This is a genomic window from Streptomyces sp. NPDC002276, from assembly GCF_053891435.1.
The window spans coordinates 1-18,429 of sequence record NZ_JBSFCQ010000031.1 but is presented as its reverse complement, the minus strand read 5'-3'; the positions used below and the strand labels follow the sequence as shown (position 1 = coordinate 18,429).

The 18,429-nt window shown below is 69.4% G+C and carries 15 protein-coding genes and 2 pseudogenes; 6 read left to right on the top strand and 11 right to left on the bottom strand.

Annotated elements, in window-relative coordinates:
• Positions 1-3 precede the first annotated feature (3 nt).
• The 3 genes and pseudogenes from ACWIHT_RS43885 to ACWIHT_RS43875 form a co-directional block, all read right to left on the bottom strand.
• A complete protein-coding gene (locus ACWIHT_RS43885) occupies positions 4-630 on the bottom strand; it encodes a hypothetical protein (RefSeq protein WP_456174234.1) in 627 nt (208 codons plus the stop codon).
• A 215-nt stretch (positions 631-845) separates the two neighbouring features.
• On the bottom strand, positions 846-1,574 hold the full coding sequence (gene pflA, locus ACWIHT_RS43880) for a pyruvate formate-lyase-activating protein (protein ID WP_456174233.1): 729 nt from the start codon (positions 1,572-1,574) through the stop codon (positions 846-848).
• Between the two features lie 14 nt (positions 1,575-1,588).
• A pseudogene (locus ACWIHT_RS43875) lies at positions 1,589-3,098 on the bottom strand (pyruvate formate lyase family protein); the annotation flags it as partial.
• Between ACWIHT_RS43875 and ACWIHT_RS43870 the strand changes: the two are divergent.
• The gene (locus ACWIHT_RS43870) at positions 3,030-3,437 is read left to right on the top strand and encodes a cyclic nucleotide-binding domain-containing protein (RefSeq protein WP_456174282.1); all 408 of its coding nucleotides are present in this window, start codon (positions 3,030-3,032) and stop codon (positions 3,435-3,437) included. The pseudogene ACWIHT_RS43875 and the gene ACWIHT_RS43870 overlap by 69 nt on opposite strands.
• A gap of 22 nt (positions 3,438-3,459) precedes the next feature.
• Here the strand turns inward: ACWIHT_RS43870 and ACWIHT_RS43865 are convergent, their stop codons facing one another.
• The gene (locus ACWIHT_RS43865; protein WP_456174232.1) at positions 3,460-3,807 is read right to left on the bottom strand and encodes a MerR family transcriptional regulator; all 348 of its coding nucleotides are present in this window, start codon (positions 3,805-3,807) and stop codon (positions 3,460-3,462) included.
• A gap of 984 nt (positions 3,808-4,791) precedes the next feature.
• Here ACWIHT_RS43865 and ACWIHT_RS43860 point away from each other — a divergent pair.
• Together ACWIHT_RS43860 and ACWIHT_RS43855 are read left to right on the top strand one after the other, a co-directional pair.
• The gene (locus ACWIHT_RS43860) at positions 4,792-5,493 is read left to right on the top strand and encodes a response regulator (protein ID WP_456174231.1); all 702 of its coding nucleotides are present in this window, start codon (positions 4,792-4,794) and stop codon (positions 5,491-5,493) included.
• A 130-nt stretch (positions 5,494-5,623) separates the two neighbouring features.
• Positions 5,624-6,601: an Acg family FMN-binding oxidoreductase gene (locus tag ACWIHT_RS43855; protein WP_456174230.1), complete on the top strand. Its 978-nt coding sequence runs from the start codon at positions 5,624-5,626 to the stop codon at positions 6,599-6,601.
• Between the two features lie 83 nt (positions 6,602-6,684).
• Here ACWIHT_RS43855 and ACWIHT_RS43850 read toward each other — a convergent pair whose 3' ends face one another.
• Together ACWIHT_RS43850 and ACWIHT_RS43845 are read right to left on the bottom strand one after the other, a co-directional pair.
• Positions 6,685-9,507 (bottom strand): cation-translocating P-type ATPase, encoded by a 2,823-nt coding sequence (locus ACWIHT_RS43850; RefSeq protein ID WP_456174229.1) that lies wholly within the window; start codon positions 9,505-9,507, stop codon positions 6,685-6,687.
• 129 nt (positions 9,508-9,636) lie between these two features.
• The gene (locus ACWIHT_RS43845) at positions 9,637-10,098 is read right to left on the bottom strand and encodes a universal stress protein (protein WP_456174228.1); all 462 of its coding nucleotides are present in this window, start codon (positions 10,096-10,098) and stop codon (positions 9,637-9,639) included.
• 455 nt (positions 10,099-10,553) lie between these two features.
• Between ACWIHT_RS43845 and ACWIHT_RS43840 the strand changes: the two genes are divergently transcribed.
• From ACWIHT_RS43840 to ACWIHT_RS43830, 3 genes are all read left to right on the top strand, one after another.
• Entirely contained in the window at positions 10,554-11,408 is an 855-nt protein-coding gene (locus ACWIHT_RS43840; protein WP_456174227.1) for a slipin family protein, read from the top strand.
• A gap of 495 nt (positions 11,409-11,903) precedes the next feature.
• The gene (locus tag ACWIHT_RS43835) at positions 11,904-12,449 is read left to right on the top strand and encodes a hypothetical protein (RefSeq protein WP_456174226.1); all 546 of its coding nucleotides are present in this window, start codon (positions 11,904-11,906) and stop codon (positions 12,447-12,449) included.
• 787 nt (positions 12,450-13,236) lie between these two features.
• A complete protein-coding gene (locus ACWIHT_RS43830; RefSeq protein ID WP_456174225.1) occupies positions 13,237-14,958 on the top strand; it encodes a GAF domain-containing protein in 1,722 nt (573 codons plus the stop codon).
• Between the two features lie 17 nt (positions 14,959-14,975).
• Here the strand turns inward: ACWIHT_RS43830 and ACWIHT_RS43825 are convergent, their stop codons facing one another.
• The 5 genes and pseudogenes from ACWIHT_RS43825 to ACWIHT_RS43805 form a co-directional block, all read right to left on the bottom strand.
• The gene (locus ACWIHT_RS43825; protein ID WP_456174224.1) at positions 14,976-15,677 is read right to left on the bottom strand and encodes a response regulator; all 702 of its coding nucleotides are present in this window, start codon (positions 15,675-15,677) and stop codon (positions 14,976-14,978) included.
• A 162-nt stretch (positions 15,678-15,839) separates the two neighbouring features.
• Positions 15,840-16,349: a flavodoxin domain-containing protein gene (locus ACWIHT_RS43820; protein ID WP_456174223.1), complete on the bottom strand. Its 510-nt coding sequence runs from the start codon at positions 16,347-16,349 to the stop codon at positions 15,840-15,842.
• Between the two features lie 15 nt (positions 16,350-16,364).
• The gene (locus ACWIHT_RS43815; RefSeq protein WP_456174222.1) at positions 16,365-17,096 is read right to left on the bottom strand and encodes a CBS domain-containing protein; all 732 of its coding nucleotides are present in this window, start codon (positions 17,094-17,096) and stop codon (positions 16,365-16,367) included.
• Between the two features lie 13 nt (positions 17,097-17,109).
• Positions 17,110-17,733 carry a hypothetical protein gene (locus tag ACWIHT_RS43810; RefSeq protein WP_456174221.1) on the bottom strand — a complete coding sequence of 208 codons (624 nt, stop codon included), beginning with the start codon at positions 17,731-17,733 and terminating at the stop codon, positions 17,110-17,112.
• A gap of 201 nt (positions 17,734-17,934) precedes the next feature.
• A pseudogene (locus ACWIHT_RS43805) lies at positions 17,935-18,342 on the bottom strand (DUF5994 family protein); the annotation flags it as partial.
• Between the last annotated feature and the right edge of the window lie 87 nt (positions 18,343-18,429).

Below are 18,429 nucleotides of genomic sequence, written 5' to 3'. Positions count from 1 at the left end.
CGGTCACCGCAGCCAGTGGCTGCGGCGGACCAGCGGGAGCTTCGCCCAGAGCCTGCCGAGGCCGAGGGTGTCGCCGGCGGAGAAGGCGGCCAGGGCGATCAGGGCGACGGCGTAGATGAGGTGGTAGTCGACGAACGGGTTCGGCGACATGCTCGGCGAGCCGTCCGCGAGGTGCTGGGCGGGCGGCCACTCGGCCAGCCACATGAACGCCATCATCAAGGTGCCCGCGACGGCCGCGAAGCGCAGTGCGACACCGGCGATGAGCGCGACCCCGACCCCGAGCAGACCGAGCATGAACAGCCAGTCGGCCCAGCCGGCCCCGGCCCAGGAGTGGAATGTGGACCGCATCGGCCCGGCGGCGACGGAGCTCAGGAAGCCCTTGGTCGGCGACCCGCCGTCGACCCAGCCCTTGCCGGAGGGTGTGGCGTAGCCGAGACCAAAAGTCTTGTCGAGGAAGGCCCACAGGAAGACGAACCCGGTGAGCAGGCGCAGGGACGCGAGGGCGTAGGCCCGGGCGTCGCTGCGTGCCGACACGGTGGACTCGGATACGGAGGCGGGGGCGATCCCGTTGCTGCGGGAGGACGGCAGGTGGAAGCCCTCGCTGCGGTGAGGGTTCTCGTGAACGGCCATGGTGGTGATCCCTTCGGGGAGGAGCGGGAGTGTCCGGTCGGTGTCTGACGCCCCTCACTCTCGTCTCGCGGGGCGGCGGCCACCGGATGCCGAAGGTCCGTGACCGCAGGGCTGAACGGCCCTGTCTCCAGGGACTGTTGGGGGCGTGTTGCGGCCCCCGGCGACCCGGACACACCTCACCTGTCACGGCCGTGTGCCTGCCGGTGGAACCGCGATCAGTAGGCCGACAGGCCGTGTGCCCGGAACTGTGCACGGACACGTTCGACCAGTTCGGGAGTGGGGACGGGACTGTCGCGCAGCGGGAACGGGACGCCGAGGGCCTCGTACTTCGTGGCGCCCAGCTTGTGGAACGGCAGGATGTCCACGCGGTCGACCGAGCCGAGGCCCCAGACGAGGTCGGCCAGCCCCTCCACGGACTCGGCATCGTCCGTCCAACCCGGCACCAGGACATATCTGATCCGCATCCGGACGCCGAGCCGGTCGAGGCGGGTGGCGAAGTTCAGGGTGGGCACGAGTTCGCCGCCCGTCAGGTGGCGGTAGGCCGTGATGTGGAAGGACTTGATGTCCAGGAGCACCAGGTCGGTGTCGGCGAGGAGTTGGTCGGAGGCGCGGGCGCCGAAGAAGCCCGAGGTGTCGAGGGCGGTGTGCGGTCCCGCCTCTTTGGAGCGGCGCAGAACCTCGCCGGTGAAGGCGGACTGGAGCAGCGGCTCGCCGCCCGTGACGGTCACTCCGCCGCCGGCCGTGGTGATGAAGACGCGGTACTTCTCGATCTCCGCCATCACCTCGTCGACGGTGACCTCCCGCCCGTCCCGCATGTGCCAGGTGTCGGGGTTGGCGCAGTACAGGCAGCGCAACGGACAGCCGGAGACGAAGAGCACGAACCGGGTCCCGGGGCCGTCCACGCCGGTGGACAGGTCCCAGGAGCGGATCCGGCCGGTCGTCACAGCCCGGACGGCACTCACAGCGATCCGTGGAAGGTACGGCTGACCACGTCGAGCTGCTGCTCCCGGGTCAGGCGGACGAAGTTGACGGCGTAACCGGACACGCGAATGGTCAAGTCCGGGTATTGGTCCGGGTGTTCCATGGCGTCTTCCAGCATGGCGCGGTCGAGGACGTTCACGTTCATGTGGAAGCCGCCCGCGGCCATGTAGGCGTCGAGGATGCCGACCAGGTGGCCGACGCGTTCCCCGGGGTTGTGACCGAGTCCCTCCGGGGTGATGTTCGTCGTCAGCGAGATGCCGTCGCGGGCCTGCTCGTACGGCAACTTGGCGACCGACAGTGCCGAAGCGGCCACCCCGTGCCGGTCGCGGCCGTTCATCGGGTTGGCGCCGGGGCGAAGGGCTGTCCGGCTCGGCGGCCGTCGGGGGTGTTGCCGGTGTGCTTGCCGTAGACGACGTTCGAGGTGATCGTCAGCACGGACTGGGTGTGCTCGACGTCCCGGTAGGTGGGGTATTGGCGCACCTTCGCCATGAAGGACTCCACGAGTCCTGCGGCGATGCTGTCGGCGCGGTCGTCGTTGTTGCCGTATGCCGGGAAGTCGCCCTCGGTGCGGAAGCCGACGGCGAGGCCGGTGGCGTCCCGGAACACCTTCACCCGTGCGTACTTGACCGCGGACAGACTGTCGGCGGCGACCGACAGACCGGCGATGCCGCACGCCATGAAGCGGTGCACCGGGTAGTCGTGCAGCGCCATCTCGATGCGCTCGTAGGCGTACTTGTCGTGCGTGTAGTGGATGACGTTGAGCGCGTTGACGTACGTCCGGGCCAGCCAGTCCAGGACGTGGTCGTACGCCGCCGACAGTTCCTCGTAGTCGAGGTACTCCCCGGTCAGCGGGGTCGTCGGGATCGCGACCTGGTCGCCGGTCATCTCGTCCCGGCCGCCGTTGACCGCGTACAGCAGCGCCTTCGCGAGGTTGACCCGGGCGCCGAAGAACTGCATTTGCCTGCCGACACGCAGCAGGCGATCGCGGTGTCGTCGCCGGTGCACGGGCGCAGCAGGTCGTCGGACTCGAACTGGACGGCGCTGGTGTCGATCGAGACCTGGGCGCAGAACTCCTTGAAGGCAAAGGAGAGTTGGGGCGACCACAGGACAGTCAGGTTGGGTTCGGGTGCGGGGCCGAGGTTGTAGAGGGTCTACAGGAAGCGGTAGGAGGTGCGGGTGACGAGGGTGCGGCCGTCGTTCCCCATGCCGCCGATGGACTCCGTCACCCAGGTCGGGTCGCCGGAGAACAGGGCGTCGTACTCGGGGGTGCGCAGGAACCGTACGATCCGCAGCTTGATCACGAAGTCGTCGATCAGCTCCTGGGCGCGGGTCTCGTCAATGACCCCTTCCTCCAGGTCCCGTTGGAGGTAGACATCGAGGAAGGTCGAGGTGCGGCCCAGGGACATCGCGGCGCCGTTCTGCTCCTTCACGGCGGCGAGGTAGCCGAGGTAGAGCCACTGCACGGCCTCGTGGGCGGTGGCAGCAGGGCCGACCGGTTCTGGATCATCCGCACGGGCACGATCCAGCTCGACATGCATGTGCCGGGCCGCCCCGCGGCCGTCATCGAGACCCTCCGGCACAACGAACTCGTCGGCTGGCCTTGGTTGTTCACCCCGCACGTCTGGCACCTTGGCGCCGAAGTGACGACCCCGGTGCGGGCGTACGAGTTCGACGCCACGGCCGTCCGCCTGATGTGCCAGGAAGATCCGGCCATCGGCAACACCATCGCCCAGTGGGTCGGTGACGTGCTCGCCCACCGCCTCCGCTCCGCCCGGACCCGGCTGCTGGACCTGTACGCCCCGTACGGCGCTGGCAGCCGGGGCTGAACGCCCGCTGGGCGCGGCCGTCTCAGGCCGTGGTCGTCGGGTTGGTCGGGTTCGCTGCTTCTGCGGTGCGGCGGTATTCGGCGTTGATGCGCTGGGCTTCTTCGAGCTGGTCTTCGAGGACGATGATGCGGCAGGCAGCCTCGACGGAAGTGCCGTGGTCGACGAGTTCCCTGGCGCGGGCGGCGATGCGCAGCTGGTAGCGGGAGTAGCGGCGATGTCCGCCCTCGGAGCGGAGCGGGGTGATCAGGCGCGCTTCGCCGATGGCGCGCAGGAAGCCCTGGGTGGTACCGAGAAGTTCGGCGGCTCCGCCCATCGTGTAGGCGGGGTAGTCGTCGTCGTCGATACGGCCGAACGAGTCGTCTGCTGTCATTTGCACCTCTCTGTGGAACGCGTCGAGGGGCCCTGGTGCTCATCGCACCAGGGCCCCGAAGGAACTTGTACACCATCTGCCGGCCCTGTTACCGCGCCGGCCTTCTGTTTCCGCAGCCCCGGCCTGAATGCCGTCGGGGGTGCTGGGATCGCGGTTGCTTGACCGGAGACCACCTCACTATCGATGTCCTGCGGTACCCGGGTTCAAGATGTCGGCCCGGGCGATCCTGATGGCGCTCGGCTCCTCCGTTCTTCCCTCTGGGATCAACTGCCTACAAATGGGGTACTGCGTACTCCTGGTGATACGTACCGCTGATACCGCGTACTGCTCGGCGGCCTGTGGCAGCACCGCTCTCCGGCAGCCAGCCCCGTCGCCCGTCCTGCGTCTGCCCTGGCTTGGAACCCCACTGCCGAACCTCCCGGTGCGCGCGCCCGCAGCCGACGCCTTCACCGAGGTGCTGCTCTCTTACTTCACTGCTGGGTCCTGCGAACTGCACTTACGGGTACTGCCCTTGCGGTCCTGCTCACGGCGGCCCCTGATCACTGCGGGCCACCCGGTCCGGCCGTCAGCCCCGCCGCCGTCCTGCAACCGCTCCGGCTTCGGAACTCCACCACCGCACCGTCCTGCGAACTGCACCTGCATGTACTGCTGCCCGGCAGTTCGTGTCTGCCAGGCCCTGCTGTTTCTCTGGGCTACGAGAGAACCATAACCACGACCCGACCCCAATGTCTACTTCAACAAACACAGATTTCCGCGCGTTCGACAGCAAGGCAATCCACCTCGAACGGCGGGGAGGGGCGGGTGCGGTCTCACCGGCCAATCACCCGGCAACAGGGGTCACCGGGCCATCACCATGAGGCCGGCACGGACGCGTTTCGAAGCCGACTGGGGCCGGTCGGCCCTAGTGCATCCGGGCCCGGCGAGCAATGATCGTCCTCACGGGCAACTCGCAGGCCGTCCGTCATCGAGGAGTAGAGGGTTGACATGGCCGAGTCACACACGTTCTCGGAGCGGAACCCGATCCGTGTCTTCCTGCTCGACGACCACGAGGTCGTACGACGCGGCGTCACCGATCTCCTCGACGCCGAACCGGACATCTCGGTGGTCGGCGACGCGGACACCGTCGAGCGTGCCCTCGTCCGCTGCGCGGCGCTGCGCCCGCACGTCGCCGTGCTCGACATCCGTCTTCCGGACGGCGACGGCATCACGGTCTGCCGGGAGCTGCGCAGCCAGATGCCGGAGCTGGCCTGTCTGATGCTGACGTCGTTCGACGACGAGGACGCCCTGCTCGACGCCATCATGGCCGGGGCCTCGGGCTACGTCCTCAAGCAGATCAGAGGCTCCGACCTGGTCTCGGCCGTGCGGACCGTCGCCTCGGGCCAGTCGATGCTGGACCCCGAAACCACGGCCCGTCTGATGCGCTCACTGCGTGCCGAACCCGCCGAGACGCCCGCCCTCGCACCCGAACTGGCGAGCCTCTCCCCCCGCGAGCGGGACATCCTCGCCCTGATCGGGGACGGGCTGACCAACCGCGAGATCGGCAAGAAGCTCTACCTGTCGGAGAAGACCGTCAAGAACCACATCTCCCGGCTGCTGGCCAAACTCGGTGTCCAGCGCCGCGTCCAGGCCGCGGTCCTGGCCTCCCATCTGGAGCAGCCGCACGACGGTGACCGCCCCACGAGGTGAGTTCCGGCCGGGTCGACACTCAGCCCCGGCCGGACGACCCCCGCCCCTCCCGTGCTGCCCGGCGCCACGCCGGTCCGGTCACCGAAAAGCCGGACCGCCTCCTCCGGCGCAGGGCGGGCAGGAGGCCCCGATGCGTACCGCAGCTTTCGACGGGACGACTCTGGAGAGGCTGCTCTCCGCGGCCGTAGCCGCCCCGTCGATCCACAACACCCAGCCCTGGCGCTTGCGCCTGGCCCCGGAGACCCTCACGTTGGAGATCCGCGCGGCCAAGCACCGCGGCCTGCGCCACATCGACCCGACGGGCCGCGCCCTGCACCTGTCCGTCGGCTGCGCCGTACTGAACCTGCGGGTCGCGGTCGAGCACTTCGGCTGGGAACCGGTGACCCGGCTGCTCCCACATCCGGACGAGCCGGACCTGCTCGCCACCGTACGTCTCGCAGGCACCGCCCGGACCTCCTCGCACACTTCCCTGTACGACGCCCTGTGGCGCCGGCACAGCAGCCGCTTCCCCTTCTCCGAACGACAGCTGCCCACCCCCTTGCTCACCGAACTGGCCGAAGCGGCACACAGGGAAGGGGCTCGACTGCACCGTCTCTCACCAGGACAGACCGACCGCGTGCTGCGGCTCACCGGGGAGGCGGAGCACCGCAACACCAGCGATCCGGACCGGGCCGCGGAAAGCCACTGGGTGGCGAAGACGGACGACTCCGGCCTGGGTGTGCCACCTGAGATACTCGGTCCTCAGGACTTCCAACACCGCATCCCGGTGCGGGACTTCGGCGCCCACCCCCACCCGGAGACGCTCACCGCGAGCCTCTTCGAGCGGTGGCCCGCGATCGCCGTCCTCTCCACCACTCACGACCGCCGGACCGACTGGCTCCGCGCAGGCCAGGCCCTCGAACGAGTCCTGCTGATCGCGACCGCGCACGGCATCAGGGCATCGCTCATGCACCAGGCACTGGAATGGCCCGACCTGCGCGAACAACTCATGACAGCGGCGGAGACCCGCCCCTCACACGCCCAGATGGTCATCCGCCTCGGGTACGGCCCCGAAGGGCCCCACTCGCCTCGTGGTACCGCAGGCCTGTCCTCGCCGGAAAACGCTTGAAGTCGGGCTACGACGGCGATCGGAGGGAGGTACGCGAAGGCCTCCAAGACCGACCCCCGATCCGGTTCGGCGAACTCCGCTGCTCACCCTGCCTGGTCTGCCATACGCCCCTCTACGAAGGATGAGGCCATGGGCGTATGGCGCGACGCGGCCCTGGTCGCGTCGCGGTGGCGGCGGGCCCAGCGGAGGACTTCGTCAGCTCCCCAGACGATGATCGGGAACGGTGCGATGACCGCGATCTGAGCCGGGCTGAGGGCTGCCGTGCCGAAGATGTGCTGGAGGGGCGGCGCGTACACGACCGCCGCGGTGAAGGCCAGCTCGAAGGCGATGCCCCACAGGAGCAGGCGGTTGGTCCAGACGCCGACTGTGAACAGGGAGGCGCGGTCGGTGCGAGCGGCGAACGCGGTGCCGATCTGGCAGGCGACGATGCCGACGAACGTGATGGTCGTCGCTTCCAGATATGCCTGGTGCAGGAGGGTGCCACTGCCTGTCGGATCCCCTGGGTGCCAGCCGGCGTGCCAGAGGGTGAAGAGGAAGCCGCCCATGACCAGGGCCGCGGAGATGGTTCCCAGGAACGCCCATGCGCGGAAGAGGAGGGCCCGGTCGATGACTCCCGTCGTACGGGCTCGGGGCGGGCGGGTCATGAGTCCGGGCTCGGCGGGCTCGCGTCCCAGTGCGAGCGCGGGGAGTGTTTCGGTGCCGAGGTCGATCGCCAGGATCTGCAGAACCGTCAGCGGCAGCGGGATGTGGCCGCCCGAGAGGGCGAAGACGAGGAAGGGGACGACCTCGGGCACTGCGTGGGCGAAGATGTAGAGCACGAACTTGCGCACGTTGTCGAAGACACGTCGTCCCGCGTCGACCGCGGAGACGATGGTGGCGAAGTTGTCGTCGGTGAGCACCATGGTGGCTGCTTCACGGGCCACGTCCGTTCCCGACCTGCCCATGGCCACGCCGATGTCGGCGTGGCGCAGTGCGGGGGCGTCGTTGACGCCGTCACCGGTCATCGCCACCACTTCGCCCTGCGCCCGCAAGGCTTCGCAGATACGGAGTTTGGCCTCTGGTGAGGTGCGGGCGAAGACGATCTCCTGTCGTCGCGCGAGCAGTTCGTCGAGGTCCTTGTCGCTCATCCGGTCCAGTACGTCGCCCGCGAGGACCGGGCTGCCGACATGACCGATGCCAACTTGGCGGGCTATCTCCGCGGCGGTGAGTCCGTAGTCGCCGGTGATGACGTGGATACGGATTCCGGCCCCGTGCGCGTCCTTGACGGCGTCGGCGACACCGGCACGTGCGGGGTCCGCCATGGCGACCAGGCCGATCAGGGTCAGGCCGGATTCCGCTGCCGACCGGTCCACCGGCACCATCTCCCCGTCGCCCAGGACATGGTGGGCGATGGCGAGCACCCGCAGTCCGGAAGCCGCGTAGCCATCGATGGTGGCACTCAGCTCTCTGCGCAGGGCGGCGTCCAGTTCGACGCTCTTGCCTTGAGCGTCGAGGAGGTGGGTGCAGCAGGGCAGGACGGCTTCGGGGGCGCCGTTGGTGTGCACCGTGGCGGCGCCCGCTTCGTCGCTCACGGTGGACATGCGCTTCAGGTGGGCGTCGAAGGGGAAGATCGTGCGGCGGGCTGCCTTGCGCCGGGAGTGCTCGATGGCGACGCCGAGGTCCTCGGCCAGGCGGAGGATCGCGAGTTCGGTGGGATCTCCGCTGCCCTGAGGCTGTGCCGGCGTGGGTGCCTCCGCGGTGGTGCAGGCGGCGGCGCTCACTGCGAGGAGCACCGCCTGCGGCTCGTGAACGGCCCGGTCCGCGTCCATCTCGCTGCCCGCGAGCCACAACCGGGTGACCCTCATCCTGTTCTCGGTGAGGGTGCCGGTCTTGTCCGTGCAGATCACGGTCGTCGATCCCAGGGTCTCGACTCCCGAGAGGCGTTTGACGACGGCTCCTCCACGCGCGAGTTCCCGCACTCCCGCGGCGAGGGCCAGGGTGATGGTGGGCAGCAGCCCTTCGGGGACGTTGGCGACGATCAGTCCGATGGAGAAGCTGAGGGCCGCACCCCAGCCCAGCCCGGCGGCGACCCCGACGGGCAGGAAGGCCGCGCCGATCGCGACCGCGACGACGGCGATGATCCAGGTGGCCCGCCGCACCTGCTTCTCCAGGGGGCTGCGTTCGGTGTGCACGCGTTGCGACAACGCGGCGATGCGGCCCAGTTCGGTGTGCATGCCCGTCCGGGTCACGACCGCTTCCGCCTCGCCGCCGCTGCACGTGGTGCCGCTGAAGACGATTTCATGTGCCTCCAGCAGGGAGCCGGTCTCGTCGGACGGCTCTGTCGAACGGGTCACGGGAAGTGATTCGCCGGTCAGTGAGGACAGGTCCAGAGTGACGGTGCCCTCGATGATCCGCGCGTCGGCGCAGACCCGGTCGCCCTCGGAGACGATGAGGATGTCGCCGGGCACAAGGTCCTTGGCCGCGATCTCGCACCGCACCTCGTCGCGCACAACCCGGGCGGTGGGCGGCAGGAACGCGGCCAACGCCTCCACGGCCCGCTCGGCCTGCATCTCCTGGACGAAGGCGAATCCGGCGTTCAGGAGGATCACGGCCACCACAGCAACCGAGAGCGCCGGTGTTCCTCCGGCCCAGGCCAGGACAGCGGCAAGGGCCAGCAGGATCGCCAGCGGCTGGGTGAACTGGGAGAGCAGCTCGCCCGGCCAGCGCCTGCCCCCGGATCGGGTCAGCACGTTCGGACCGTAGACCAGTCGCCTGCGGGTCGCCTCCCGGCTGGTGAGGCCCGACGGGGAGGTGCGCAGGTCGCGGAAGATCTCCGCCGGCTGCCGCCGCTCGTCGGCCTGCTCGGCGTTGTCGGACTCAACGGGCGGCTGGGCTGTTCGCTCACCGGTGGGTGATGACCGGGTCATGAGGGCTCTCCCGGGGAAGGAACGTGCCTGAGATGGAGCGGATGCGCCTCGAAGCGGTTGCCGGTCAGAGCCAACACGCCACGAGAGGGCGGTCGTTGTCCTCGGTCGGCCGGCTTCCCGTCGCGCGGGTCACGGTTGGGGGACGACGACGACCGGGCAGGGCGCGTGCTGCACGCAGTGCTGGCTGACCGAGCCGAGGAGGATGCCGGTGAAGGTGCCGTGGCCACGGCTGCCCAGGACCAGGAGTTGTGCGGTGCGGGCCGCGTCCATCAGTACCTGCACGGGATGACCCTCGTTCACGCGGATCCTCACCTCGACCGGATGGTCCAGCTGGTCGCGTACCGTGTCCACGGCTTCTTGCAGGGCTCGTTCGGCGATCTTGGCGAACTCGGTTCCTTCGGGCACCGACGGGCTCCAGCCAAGGGTGTATCCGTACACCTCGGGGTACTGCCATGCGGCGACCGCTTCGATGGTGCTGCCGGTCAACTCGGCCTGCGCCAGGCCCCACCGCAGTGCCGCCTGCGAGCCGGTAGAACCGTCGACACCCACGACGACGACGGGCGAGGACCTCTCGTCGATCCGCTGAGCCATGTCGTTCTCCTGCCGATCGGTCACGAACAGAGCCGGCTTGCGCGGCGGGCGGCACAGGCTCGCCCCCGGATTCCGATGGGGGTGCAGACGCACAGGTGCCGGCCGCCACTGGGCTACCGGACGGACAGCTTCACGCTACGCACCCTCGCTGAACCCGCGGCCGGCCGACCGGCCCTGCCTCCCGGGCCGATCGGCCCTCTCCGTCCGGCCCACCCGTGTCCAGGCCGAGGTGTGTCGGTGAACGCGATGAGGGGCCGGTTGGCCTCTGCCGGCGCCGCGGGCAGCGCGCCATGCTCGGAACACGGCATGAACTGCCGGGCCCGGCCGGGCCCGGCACCGCGGGCCATACGCTCCTTCTGGTGCATGAGCCCGGTCCGGCTTCTGGTCCTCTCTTCGCGCTCCGGCTGGAGCACGAGGGAGCCAGAGGTCTCGTGCCCTATCCGAGGAGCAGCACCATGGAAGTACTCGTTTTCCTGATCGTCATCGTGGCCCTGCTGGTCGTCGTGACGTTCGCCATGGCCATCAAGGTCGTCAAGCAGTTCGAGAAAGGGGTGCTGTTCCGGTTCGGTCGGCTGGTCGGGCCTCGATCTCCCGGTCTGCGGTTCATCATTCCGTTCGTCGATGTCCTGCACCGGGTCTCGCTGCGGATCGTCACGATGCCCATTCAGTCGCAGGGGATCATCACGCGCGACAACGTCAGCGTCGACGTGTCGGCGGTGGCGTACTTCCGTGTCGTGGACGCCGTGAAGTCGGTCATCGCGATCGAGAACGTGCACGCCGCGATCAACCAGATCGCCCAGACCACGCTGCGCAAGGTCGTCGGACAGCACACGCTGGACGAGACGCTGTCGGAGACCGACCGCATCAACCTGGACATCCGCGAGATCCTCGACGTCGCCACCGTCGAGTGGGGCGTGGAGGTCACTCTGGTCGAGCTCAAGGACATCCAGCTGCCCGAGAGCATGAAGCGCGCCATGGCCCGCCAGGCCGAGGCCGAGCGGGAGAAGCGAGCGAAGATCATCAACGCTCAGGGCGAGTCCCTGGCCGCGGCGGCCCTCGGGGAGGCGTCGGACATCATGATGGACCACCCCCTGGCCCTCCAACTCCGCAACCTGCAGAGCCTGGTGGAGATCGGCGTCGACAAGAACACCACCGTCGTCTTCCCCGCCCCGCTGATGAGCACCATCGGCGAGCTCGGCGCCTTCCTCGCCCGCGAGACCGCGGCCGCGGGCGCTGCCACACCGCCGCCCGCCGACCGCACCACGACCAGCCCGGACCCCGTACTGAACGGGGCGACCAAGACCGTCTGATCAACGGCGTCACCGTGGCGGTGGTCCCCTTGTGCCTGACCCGAATGGGGCTACCCTGGCGGTCAGACGTCCTGGACCCCGGCGGCTTACTGCCAGTTGACACGGATGCACTGTGGCGGCCCTCCGTACGGCCGCCCGGTGCTTCCCCAGCGGCCACCGGCGCGGTCCCAACTCTCCTGCCGTAGGCCGCATTCGCGGACGCACGGCGCTGGGCCCGGAGCCCATGACCGTGTCCTGGGGCATCAGCAAGGACCGTTGCTCCAGTCCTTCCCTCGCGAAGACACCCGCCCTGTCCCGCACCATGGCGCCGTGCCGACCGCTTCCGGATAGAGGCACCATGCCCACTCCTCACGCACCGACAGCGCATCGACACGGCACGGATGGTCGTGCCCTGATCACCGGGACAGGCGAACCCGGCAGGGATCCGATGGCCCGTACTGGACGTTCCAGCAGGTTCTCACCAGCGCACCCCGAGCCCGGCACCCGGAGCCGGCCGTGGTGACCACACCGGACAGGATCCAGGCCGCCGACACCTCACCCCATGACCTCCGGATCGAACGGCTCCTCGACCGCCGGCGCTCGGTCGTCGCCTGGTGCGACCGTCACCTGATGGCCATCCACGCCCTGTCCACCCTCATGACGGACGACCCGGACGTAGTCGACGCGGCCCTGTCCGAAGTACTCAGCGACCCCGTCGAGCCTGCCGCCTCCCAGGACCGAGGAGAGGCCCCGGCCAGTGCCGCGCCTGCTCCTCACCGAGCACTCTCGCACGCCGCTGCCGGACACCTGCCCGCTACGAGAGACCGCTGCCCCGACGTGGCCGCCTCCCCGTTCGACCGCGTCGAACTCGCCCTCCACCTCATCGGAGACCGCTCCTGCGCGAGCGTCTCCCACCTGCTCGGCCTCCCCGAGCGCTCCGTCGTCGCCTCCTTGCGCTCGGGGCTGTGGGTGCTGTTCACCCCCTGCGCCGGCGATTCCGGCCACTCGCTGCGGGGGCCGCACTCCAGCACCGTGGCGGACCACCGCCAGGGCACGGGCTGAACCTCCGCGGACCAGAAGCACGCTGTCCTGCCCGATGTGCCTCCCGGAGTGGAGGCGTGGTCCGGCCGCCGGGGACCAGAACGTGGTCTCCCGGACCAGGACCACGCCCGACCGGGCACACGTGCCGAATGGTCCTGTCCCCGGCCCGGTCCGATCCCGGGGCGCCGGGGCGATCGCGGCTGCGCAGGCCCGAACCCGGGGACTAGTGTGGATGGTGGCGCCCTGGCCCCCGGCCGTACCGCTTCCACCGCGCTGTCGCGCCGAAGCACTTCCGCTCACCCGTCGCCCGAGGGGCTCTCCGCAGCGTCGGCGGCCGTGCCCCTTCGCCCCTCTGCGCTTACCGAACTGTCGGCCGATGATCACCACCGCACGCATGTAGGGACCGCAGAACGGGGCACCCGAACTCGTGCGCCATTGGAGCGTGCACCCTGCTGCAGGACTCGGCTCGACCGGACGTGCTTTCGCGTCCCGTCGCATCCGTCGACCGCTCGGAGAGGAGAAGGACGCATGAACCCCTACGACTGTCACCAGTCCGGGACGACCACCGCTGCCGTCGCCGTCTGCCGGCATGGCGGAGTCTCGCTCTGCCCCGATCCTGTCAAGGTCACCGTGGAGCATCTGGCACGGCCCGAGGGCATGGGCCTCGCCGTTCTCAGGGAAACTGGTCGCCGCCTCCCATGCCTCACCTGTTGCGACGCGGAGCACCAGTTCTGACCTGGCCGCGCCACCCACCGGGCACCGGCAACGGCAGGGTCGCCCGGGACGACCGAGCGACCGGAGGCAGCAAGTGAACGTCGAGGAACCCGCACGGTCCGAGACGGTGCCGCAACTACGCCTGGACGAACTGCTCGAAGAACTCCAGGACCAGATCAAAGTGGTCCGCGGCACCCGAGGACGCCTTCACCGGTTGCTGCAGGCGGTCCTGTCGGTGGGCCGCGAGCTCGATCTCTCCCAGGTGCTGCGCCACATCACCGAGGCCGCGGTGGTTCTGGTCGACGCCGAGTACGGCGCGCTTGGTGTCATAGGTCCCGATCAGAGCCTCGCGCAGTTCCTCACGGTCGGGATCAGTGAGGCCGAGCAGGCACGGATCGGGGCTCTGCCCGCCGGGCACGGGGTGCTCGGCGAGCTGATCAGCCATCCGGAACCGCTGCGGCTGACCGAGCTGTCGCAGCACCCGGCCTCGTACGGATTCCCCCCGCACCACCCGCCGATGCACTCCTTCCTGGGGGTACCCGTCAGTGTCCGGGGAGAAGTGTTCGGCAACCTCTACCTCACCCAGAAACACGGTGGTGCCCAGTTCGACAGCGAGGACGAAGCCGTCCTGTCGACCCTGGCCGTGGCCGCCGGGGTGGCGATCGACAACGCCCGTCTGTACGCGGAGGGACAAGTCAGAGAACGCTGGTTGGCGGCCAGCGCCGAACTCACCCGTGACCTGCTCTCCGGAACGCCTGAGACGAAGGTGCTGGAGCTGATGCTGAACCGGGCGCAGGACATCACGTCGGCCGATCTCGGCGTGGTCGAACTGGTCACCTCCGGAACCCGGGAACTGCACGGGGTACTCGCGCTCGGGGAAGGTGCCGCGCTGCATCGTGGTGTGCGGCTGCCCCGCGAGGGGACTCTGAGCGGAGAGGCCCTGGCCGCAGGGCAGTTGGTCGTCACCTCGGACGTGGGAAGTGACCCGAGGGTCACCTACTGTCCCGAACGCTGGACGGGGCTGGGACCCGCGGTCGCCGTTCCCATGAGTACCAGTGACAAGGATCGCGGGGTGCTCGTACTCGCGCGCACCGCGGGGCGTCCGCCCTTCACCCAGGCGGAGATCGCACCGCTGCCCGGTTTCGCCGGCCAGGCCGCACTCGCGCTGGAACTCGCCGACCGACGCAGGGCGGCCGAGCAGGTGAGCCTGCTGGAGGACCGCGACCGCATCGCGCGCGACCTCCACGACCTGGCCATCCAAAGGCTGTTCGCCACGGGAATGACGCTGCAGAGCGCGAACCGCTTCGTCGAGCACCCGGAAGCGACCGAGCGGATCGGCCGGGCGGTCGACGACCTCGACACCACCATCAAAATCATCCGGTCCACGATCTTCGGTCTGCGGGCCCACGACAGCACCGCGATCGGCCACGGCCTGCGGGCCCGTGCCTCCAAGACCGCCGAGGAAGCCGTTCCCGCGCTGGGGTTCACTCCGTCCCTGCTCATGGAAGGCCTGCTCGACACCGATGTCCCGCACACCGTGGCGGACGAGGTCGTGGCGGTGCTGAGTGAAGCGTTGTCGAACATCGCCCGGCACGCGCACGCCACGTCCGCGGAGATCGAACTCGTCGTCCGCAACGAGCGGCTCACGCTGACCGTCACCGACGACGGCGTCGGAATCGGCAAGGGCGGAGACCCCAGTGGGCTGCGCAATCTCAGCGAGCGCGCGCGGAACCTGGCCGGCGAACTCACCCTGACCGCCCCGCCCGCAGGCGGCACCCTTCTCCGCTGGGCCGTCCCCTTGCCTGACCGCCGCTAGCCGGGCTCAGCGGGATCTCAGGCGTTCTCGTCGTTCTCGTGGGGCGGCGAGCCAGGCCGGACCGCCAGAACAGCCGCCTGGACCCGGCGCTCGACCCCGAGTTTCGCCAGCAGCCGCGAGATGTGGTTCTTGACGGTCTTCTCCGACAGATAGAGCCGTTTGCCGATCCGCCGATTGGTGAGTCCCTCACCGATCAGATCCAGTATCTGGCGTTCACGCACGTCCAGAGCGTCCAACGGACCTGCCTCCGAAGCGGGTTGCCCGGACGGGCCGCGCAGACTGCTGAGCAACCGTCCGGTGCTCGCCGGGTCCAGCATCGACTGCCCAGACGCCACCGTCCGCACCGCCGCGACTAGGTCGGAGCCCTTGATCCGCTTCAACACATAGCCCGCCGCCCCGGCCATGATCGCGTCCAGCAGGGCGTCGTCATCGTCGAACGAGGTCAGCATCAGGCAGGCCAACTCCGGCACCCGGTCCCGCAGTTCACGGGAGACGGTGATGCCGTCGCTGCCCAGGAGGTGCATGTCCAGGATCGCGACATCCGGACGCGACGCCGGACCGCGGACCAGCGCCTGCGCACTGGTTTCCGCCTCGCCGACCACCATGATGTCCGGTTCCAGATCGAGCAGGTCATGCACCCCGCGTCGTACGACCTCGTGATCGTCGAGCAGGAAGACCCGGATCGGTGACTCCGGTGTGAAAACGCGTTCCTGGCTCACATCGCCCTCCGGACATCGGTGGTCCCCGTCGATCGAGACCGGCTGCATTCGGCGCCCGCCCGAGAAGCACTCCCAGCAGGAGCGCGGTCCACGCCTCGACGGTGTCCGAGGTCCCGCGCAGCGGATTGCTCCGCCACCGCAGCATCGCGGCTCCGGTGCCCGTCATCGCACTTGTGCCTCCACAGCGCTCTCCCGCGCGATACCAGTGGCCCACGAGGCGATCCGGTCGAAGTCCCGGAAGTCCCCGCCGCGTCCGGACTCGACGATCATCCGTGCCATGCGGCCTCGCGCCCCGGCTTCGAGCCGGCCGCCGAACGTCACGTGCTGCCGGGCGTCCAGACGCGTCGCCGCGTGCCGTGCGCCGCGCACCGGCGGAATATCCCGCTTGTCGGCCGAGGCGTCGAGCGGACCGCTGCTGAACAGCCACACCGCGCGATCCAGCAGCGCGGCACGGTGTCGGCGCGCGAACCGCACCGCGTCCCGGTGCCAGCGGCCCGCGTACAGCGCTCCGCCGAGAACCACCACGTCGTACGGGCTCACGTCACCGACCTCGGACGCTGGATGCGTCTCGGCCTCGATGCCGTGGGTGCGCAAGGCGTCCGCGACGGCCTCGGCTATCCCCTGTGTCGAACCGTTCTTCGTCCCGTACGCGACGAGTGCTCGCCGTGCCATGGCCGATCCTCCGTCTCACAGTTTGTGGATCCAGGCGTCCGCGACGTCCTTCAGGTCCTCCTCCACCGCCCCGCCCACGCTGTCGTCGATACGCCAGGTCAGCTCGGAAACGACATCGATCACACCGTCGACCTGTTGAGTCATCCGCTGCGCGACCGTGGCCTCGATGCGCCGCTCCACCTCGCCCGTGAGAGTGACAACCCCGTCGTGGACGTCGACAGCGACCGCCGCGAGCGGCAGATGCAGGGCCCCGCCCAGGACCTCTTCCACGACTTCGCGGTGCAGGTGCGCATCCGGCCGCAGGAAGAGCTGCAACAGGTCCCGCCGGGTCACGATGCCGACGAGGCGGTCCTCCTCATCGACGACCGGCAGCCGTTCGACCCCGTACTGCGCCATGATCCGCGCGCCGACGGCGACGGTGTCCTCGGCGTGCACGGTGACGGCCGGCTTCGACATCAGCCGGCCGGCCGAATGCGCCCGGACCCTGGTGTCCTCGCGCCCGACGCCTCGTCCCTTGCGCAGGAGGCGCAGGCGCGGCGGCGGCTCAAGGGAACGCGCCGCGCGAGCCTGGTCACGCATCAGGTCGCTGCCCGAGACGACCCCCAACACCCGCTCATCGTCGTCCACGACGGGCAGGCCGCTGATCCGGTGGTGAGCGAGGAGACGGGCAACCTCCTTGAACGGAGTGCCGAACTCGACGCATACGGCGTCGCCCGTCATCACGGAGCCGATCTTGCTGTGTCGCATGACCGCCGGCCTCTCAACTCAGCCAGCGGTTGTCGCGCACGATCGCCATACGCTCCCAGCCACGCCCCAGGCCCCACACGCGGCCGGCATGGCCGACAGCGAGCGTGATGAGAATCGCGGCGTACAGGACGTGGTAGTCGACCAGGGGGTTCGACGACATGCTCGGCGCACCGGTCGAAAGGTGCTGGGCCGGCGGCCACTCGGCAGCCCACATCAACGTCATCATCACGGTGCCGGCCACCGCGGCGAACCGCAGCGCCACGCCTGACATCACGGTGACGCCGATGGCCAACAGCCCCAGCATGAACAGCCAGTTCACCCAGCCGTCCCCGGCCATGCCGTGGAAGGTCGACTGCAACGGTCCCGCGGCGACCCCGCTCAGGAAGCCCTTGGTCGGCGACCCTCCATCGATCCAGCCCTTGCCCGAACCGGTCGCGTACCCCCACCCGAACGTCTTGTCGAGGAAGGCCCACAGGAAGACGAACCCGGTCAGGATCCGTACGCCCGCGAAGACCATGGCGAACGTGGCCGACCGGGTGGTGTCACGCGCCGCGACCGAGGTCGCCGAGGTCGCTGCCCTGCTGCGCGAGCGAAACCGTAGTCCCGCTCGCCCGGTCGAATGATCGTGAACTGCCATAGCGATCCCGTCCTCCTGCCACCGCCACAGCGAGTGCGGTGGCTTCTCCAATGTCCCGCCCCGGCCGTCGTCGCGCTGTGGGCCGAAGGGCAGTGCGGGGGGCCAACCGGCCCTAAAACGAGGCGCGATCAAGTTCCCGGCAGAAGCGACCGCGAGCCGTGGACAGCACACGTCGTCCGGATCCAGCGGCACCTAGGCCGCGGCGACGCCGTGCCGGCCCTCGTCCGCGGCGATGAGCGCGCTCGCGGTCAGCGGCGGGCCGTCGTGGTCGGACGCGGCAGCCATCAGCCTGGCCGCCGACTCCGCCCCGGTCTCCGGCGGGATGATCAGCAGATCCCATCGTCCGATGCCGTAGGAGAGCAGCAGCAGCTTGTGCGGGTCGATTTCCGCGGCGAACCAGCCCACTTTGACGATGTGACCGTCCACGGGGACCGTGCGGGGGACGGTCGGCCAGTACATCGGGTTGACGGCGATGCGGGTGATGCGGCCCCACAACGGGTCCAACTCGGCAGCCAGCGCGGGCAGTTCGCTCAGCAGATCCCGGGAGCGGGGCCACCATGCGCCGTCCAGGAGGCCACAAGTGGCGCCGTCGCTCTTCAGTGACCACATCCGCCGCGATTTCACGCAGGGACCGCTCACTGCTGTACGCGTGGGCCCGCAGGCGAAGCAGGGCCTCCTGTATGGACACGTCCAGTT

What these genes read in the sequence shown, in the direction of transcription:
- ACWIHT_RS43885 (WP_456174234.1), bottom strand. Translation starts at nt 630, where the DNA reads ATGGCCGTTCACGAGAACCCTCACCGCAGCGAGGGCTTCCACCTGCCG.
- ACWIHT_RS43865 (WP_456174232.1), bottom strand. Translation starts at nt 3,807, where the DNA reads ATGACAGCAGACGACTCGTTCGGCCGTATCGACGACGACGACTACCCC.
- ACWIHT_RS43860 (WP_456174231.1), top strand. Translation starts at nt 4,792, where the DNA reads ATGGCCGAGTCACACACGTTCTCGGAGCGGAACCCGATCCGTGTCTTC.
- ACWIHT_RS43855 (WP_456174230.1), top strand. Translation starts at nt 5,624, where the DNA reads ATGCGTACCGCAGCTTTCGACGGGACGACTCTGGAGAGGCTGCTCTCC.
- ACWIHT_RS43850 (WP_456174229.1), bottom strand. Translation starts at nt 9,507, where the DNA reads ATGACCCGGTCATCACCCACCGGTGAGCGAACAGCCCAGCCGCCCGTT.
- ACWIHT_RS43845 (WP_456174228.1), bottom strand. Translation starts at nt 10,098, where the DNA reads ATGGCTCAGCGGATCGACGAGAGGTCCTCGCCCGTCGTCGTCGTGGGT.
- ACWIHT_RS43840 (WP_456174227.1), top strand. Translation starts at nt 10,554, where the DNA reads ATGGAAGTACTCGTTTTCCTGATCGTCATCGTGGCCCTGCTGGTCGTC.
- ACWIHT_RS43820 (WP_456174223.1), bottom strand. Translation starts at nt 16,349, where the DNA reads ATGGCACGGCGAGCACTCGTCGCGTACGGGACGAAGAACGGTTCGACA.
- ACWIHT_RS43815 (WP_456174222.1), bottom strand. Translation starts at nt 17,096, where the DNA reads ATGCGACACAGCAAGATCGGCTCCGTGATGACGGGCGACGCCGTATGC.
- ACWIHT_RS43810 (WP_456174221.1), bottom strand. Translation starts at nt 17,733, where the DNA reads ATGGCAGTTCACGATCATTCGACCGGGCGAGCGGGACTACGGTTTCGC.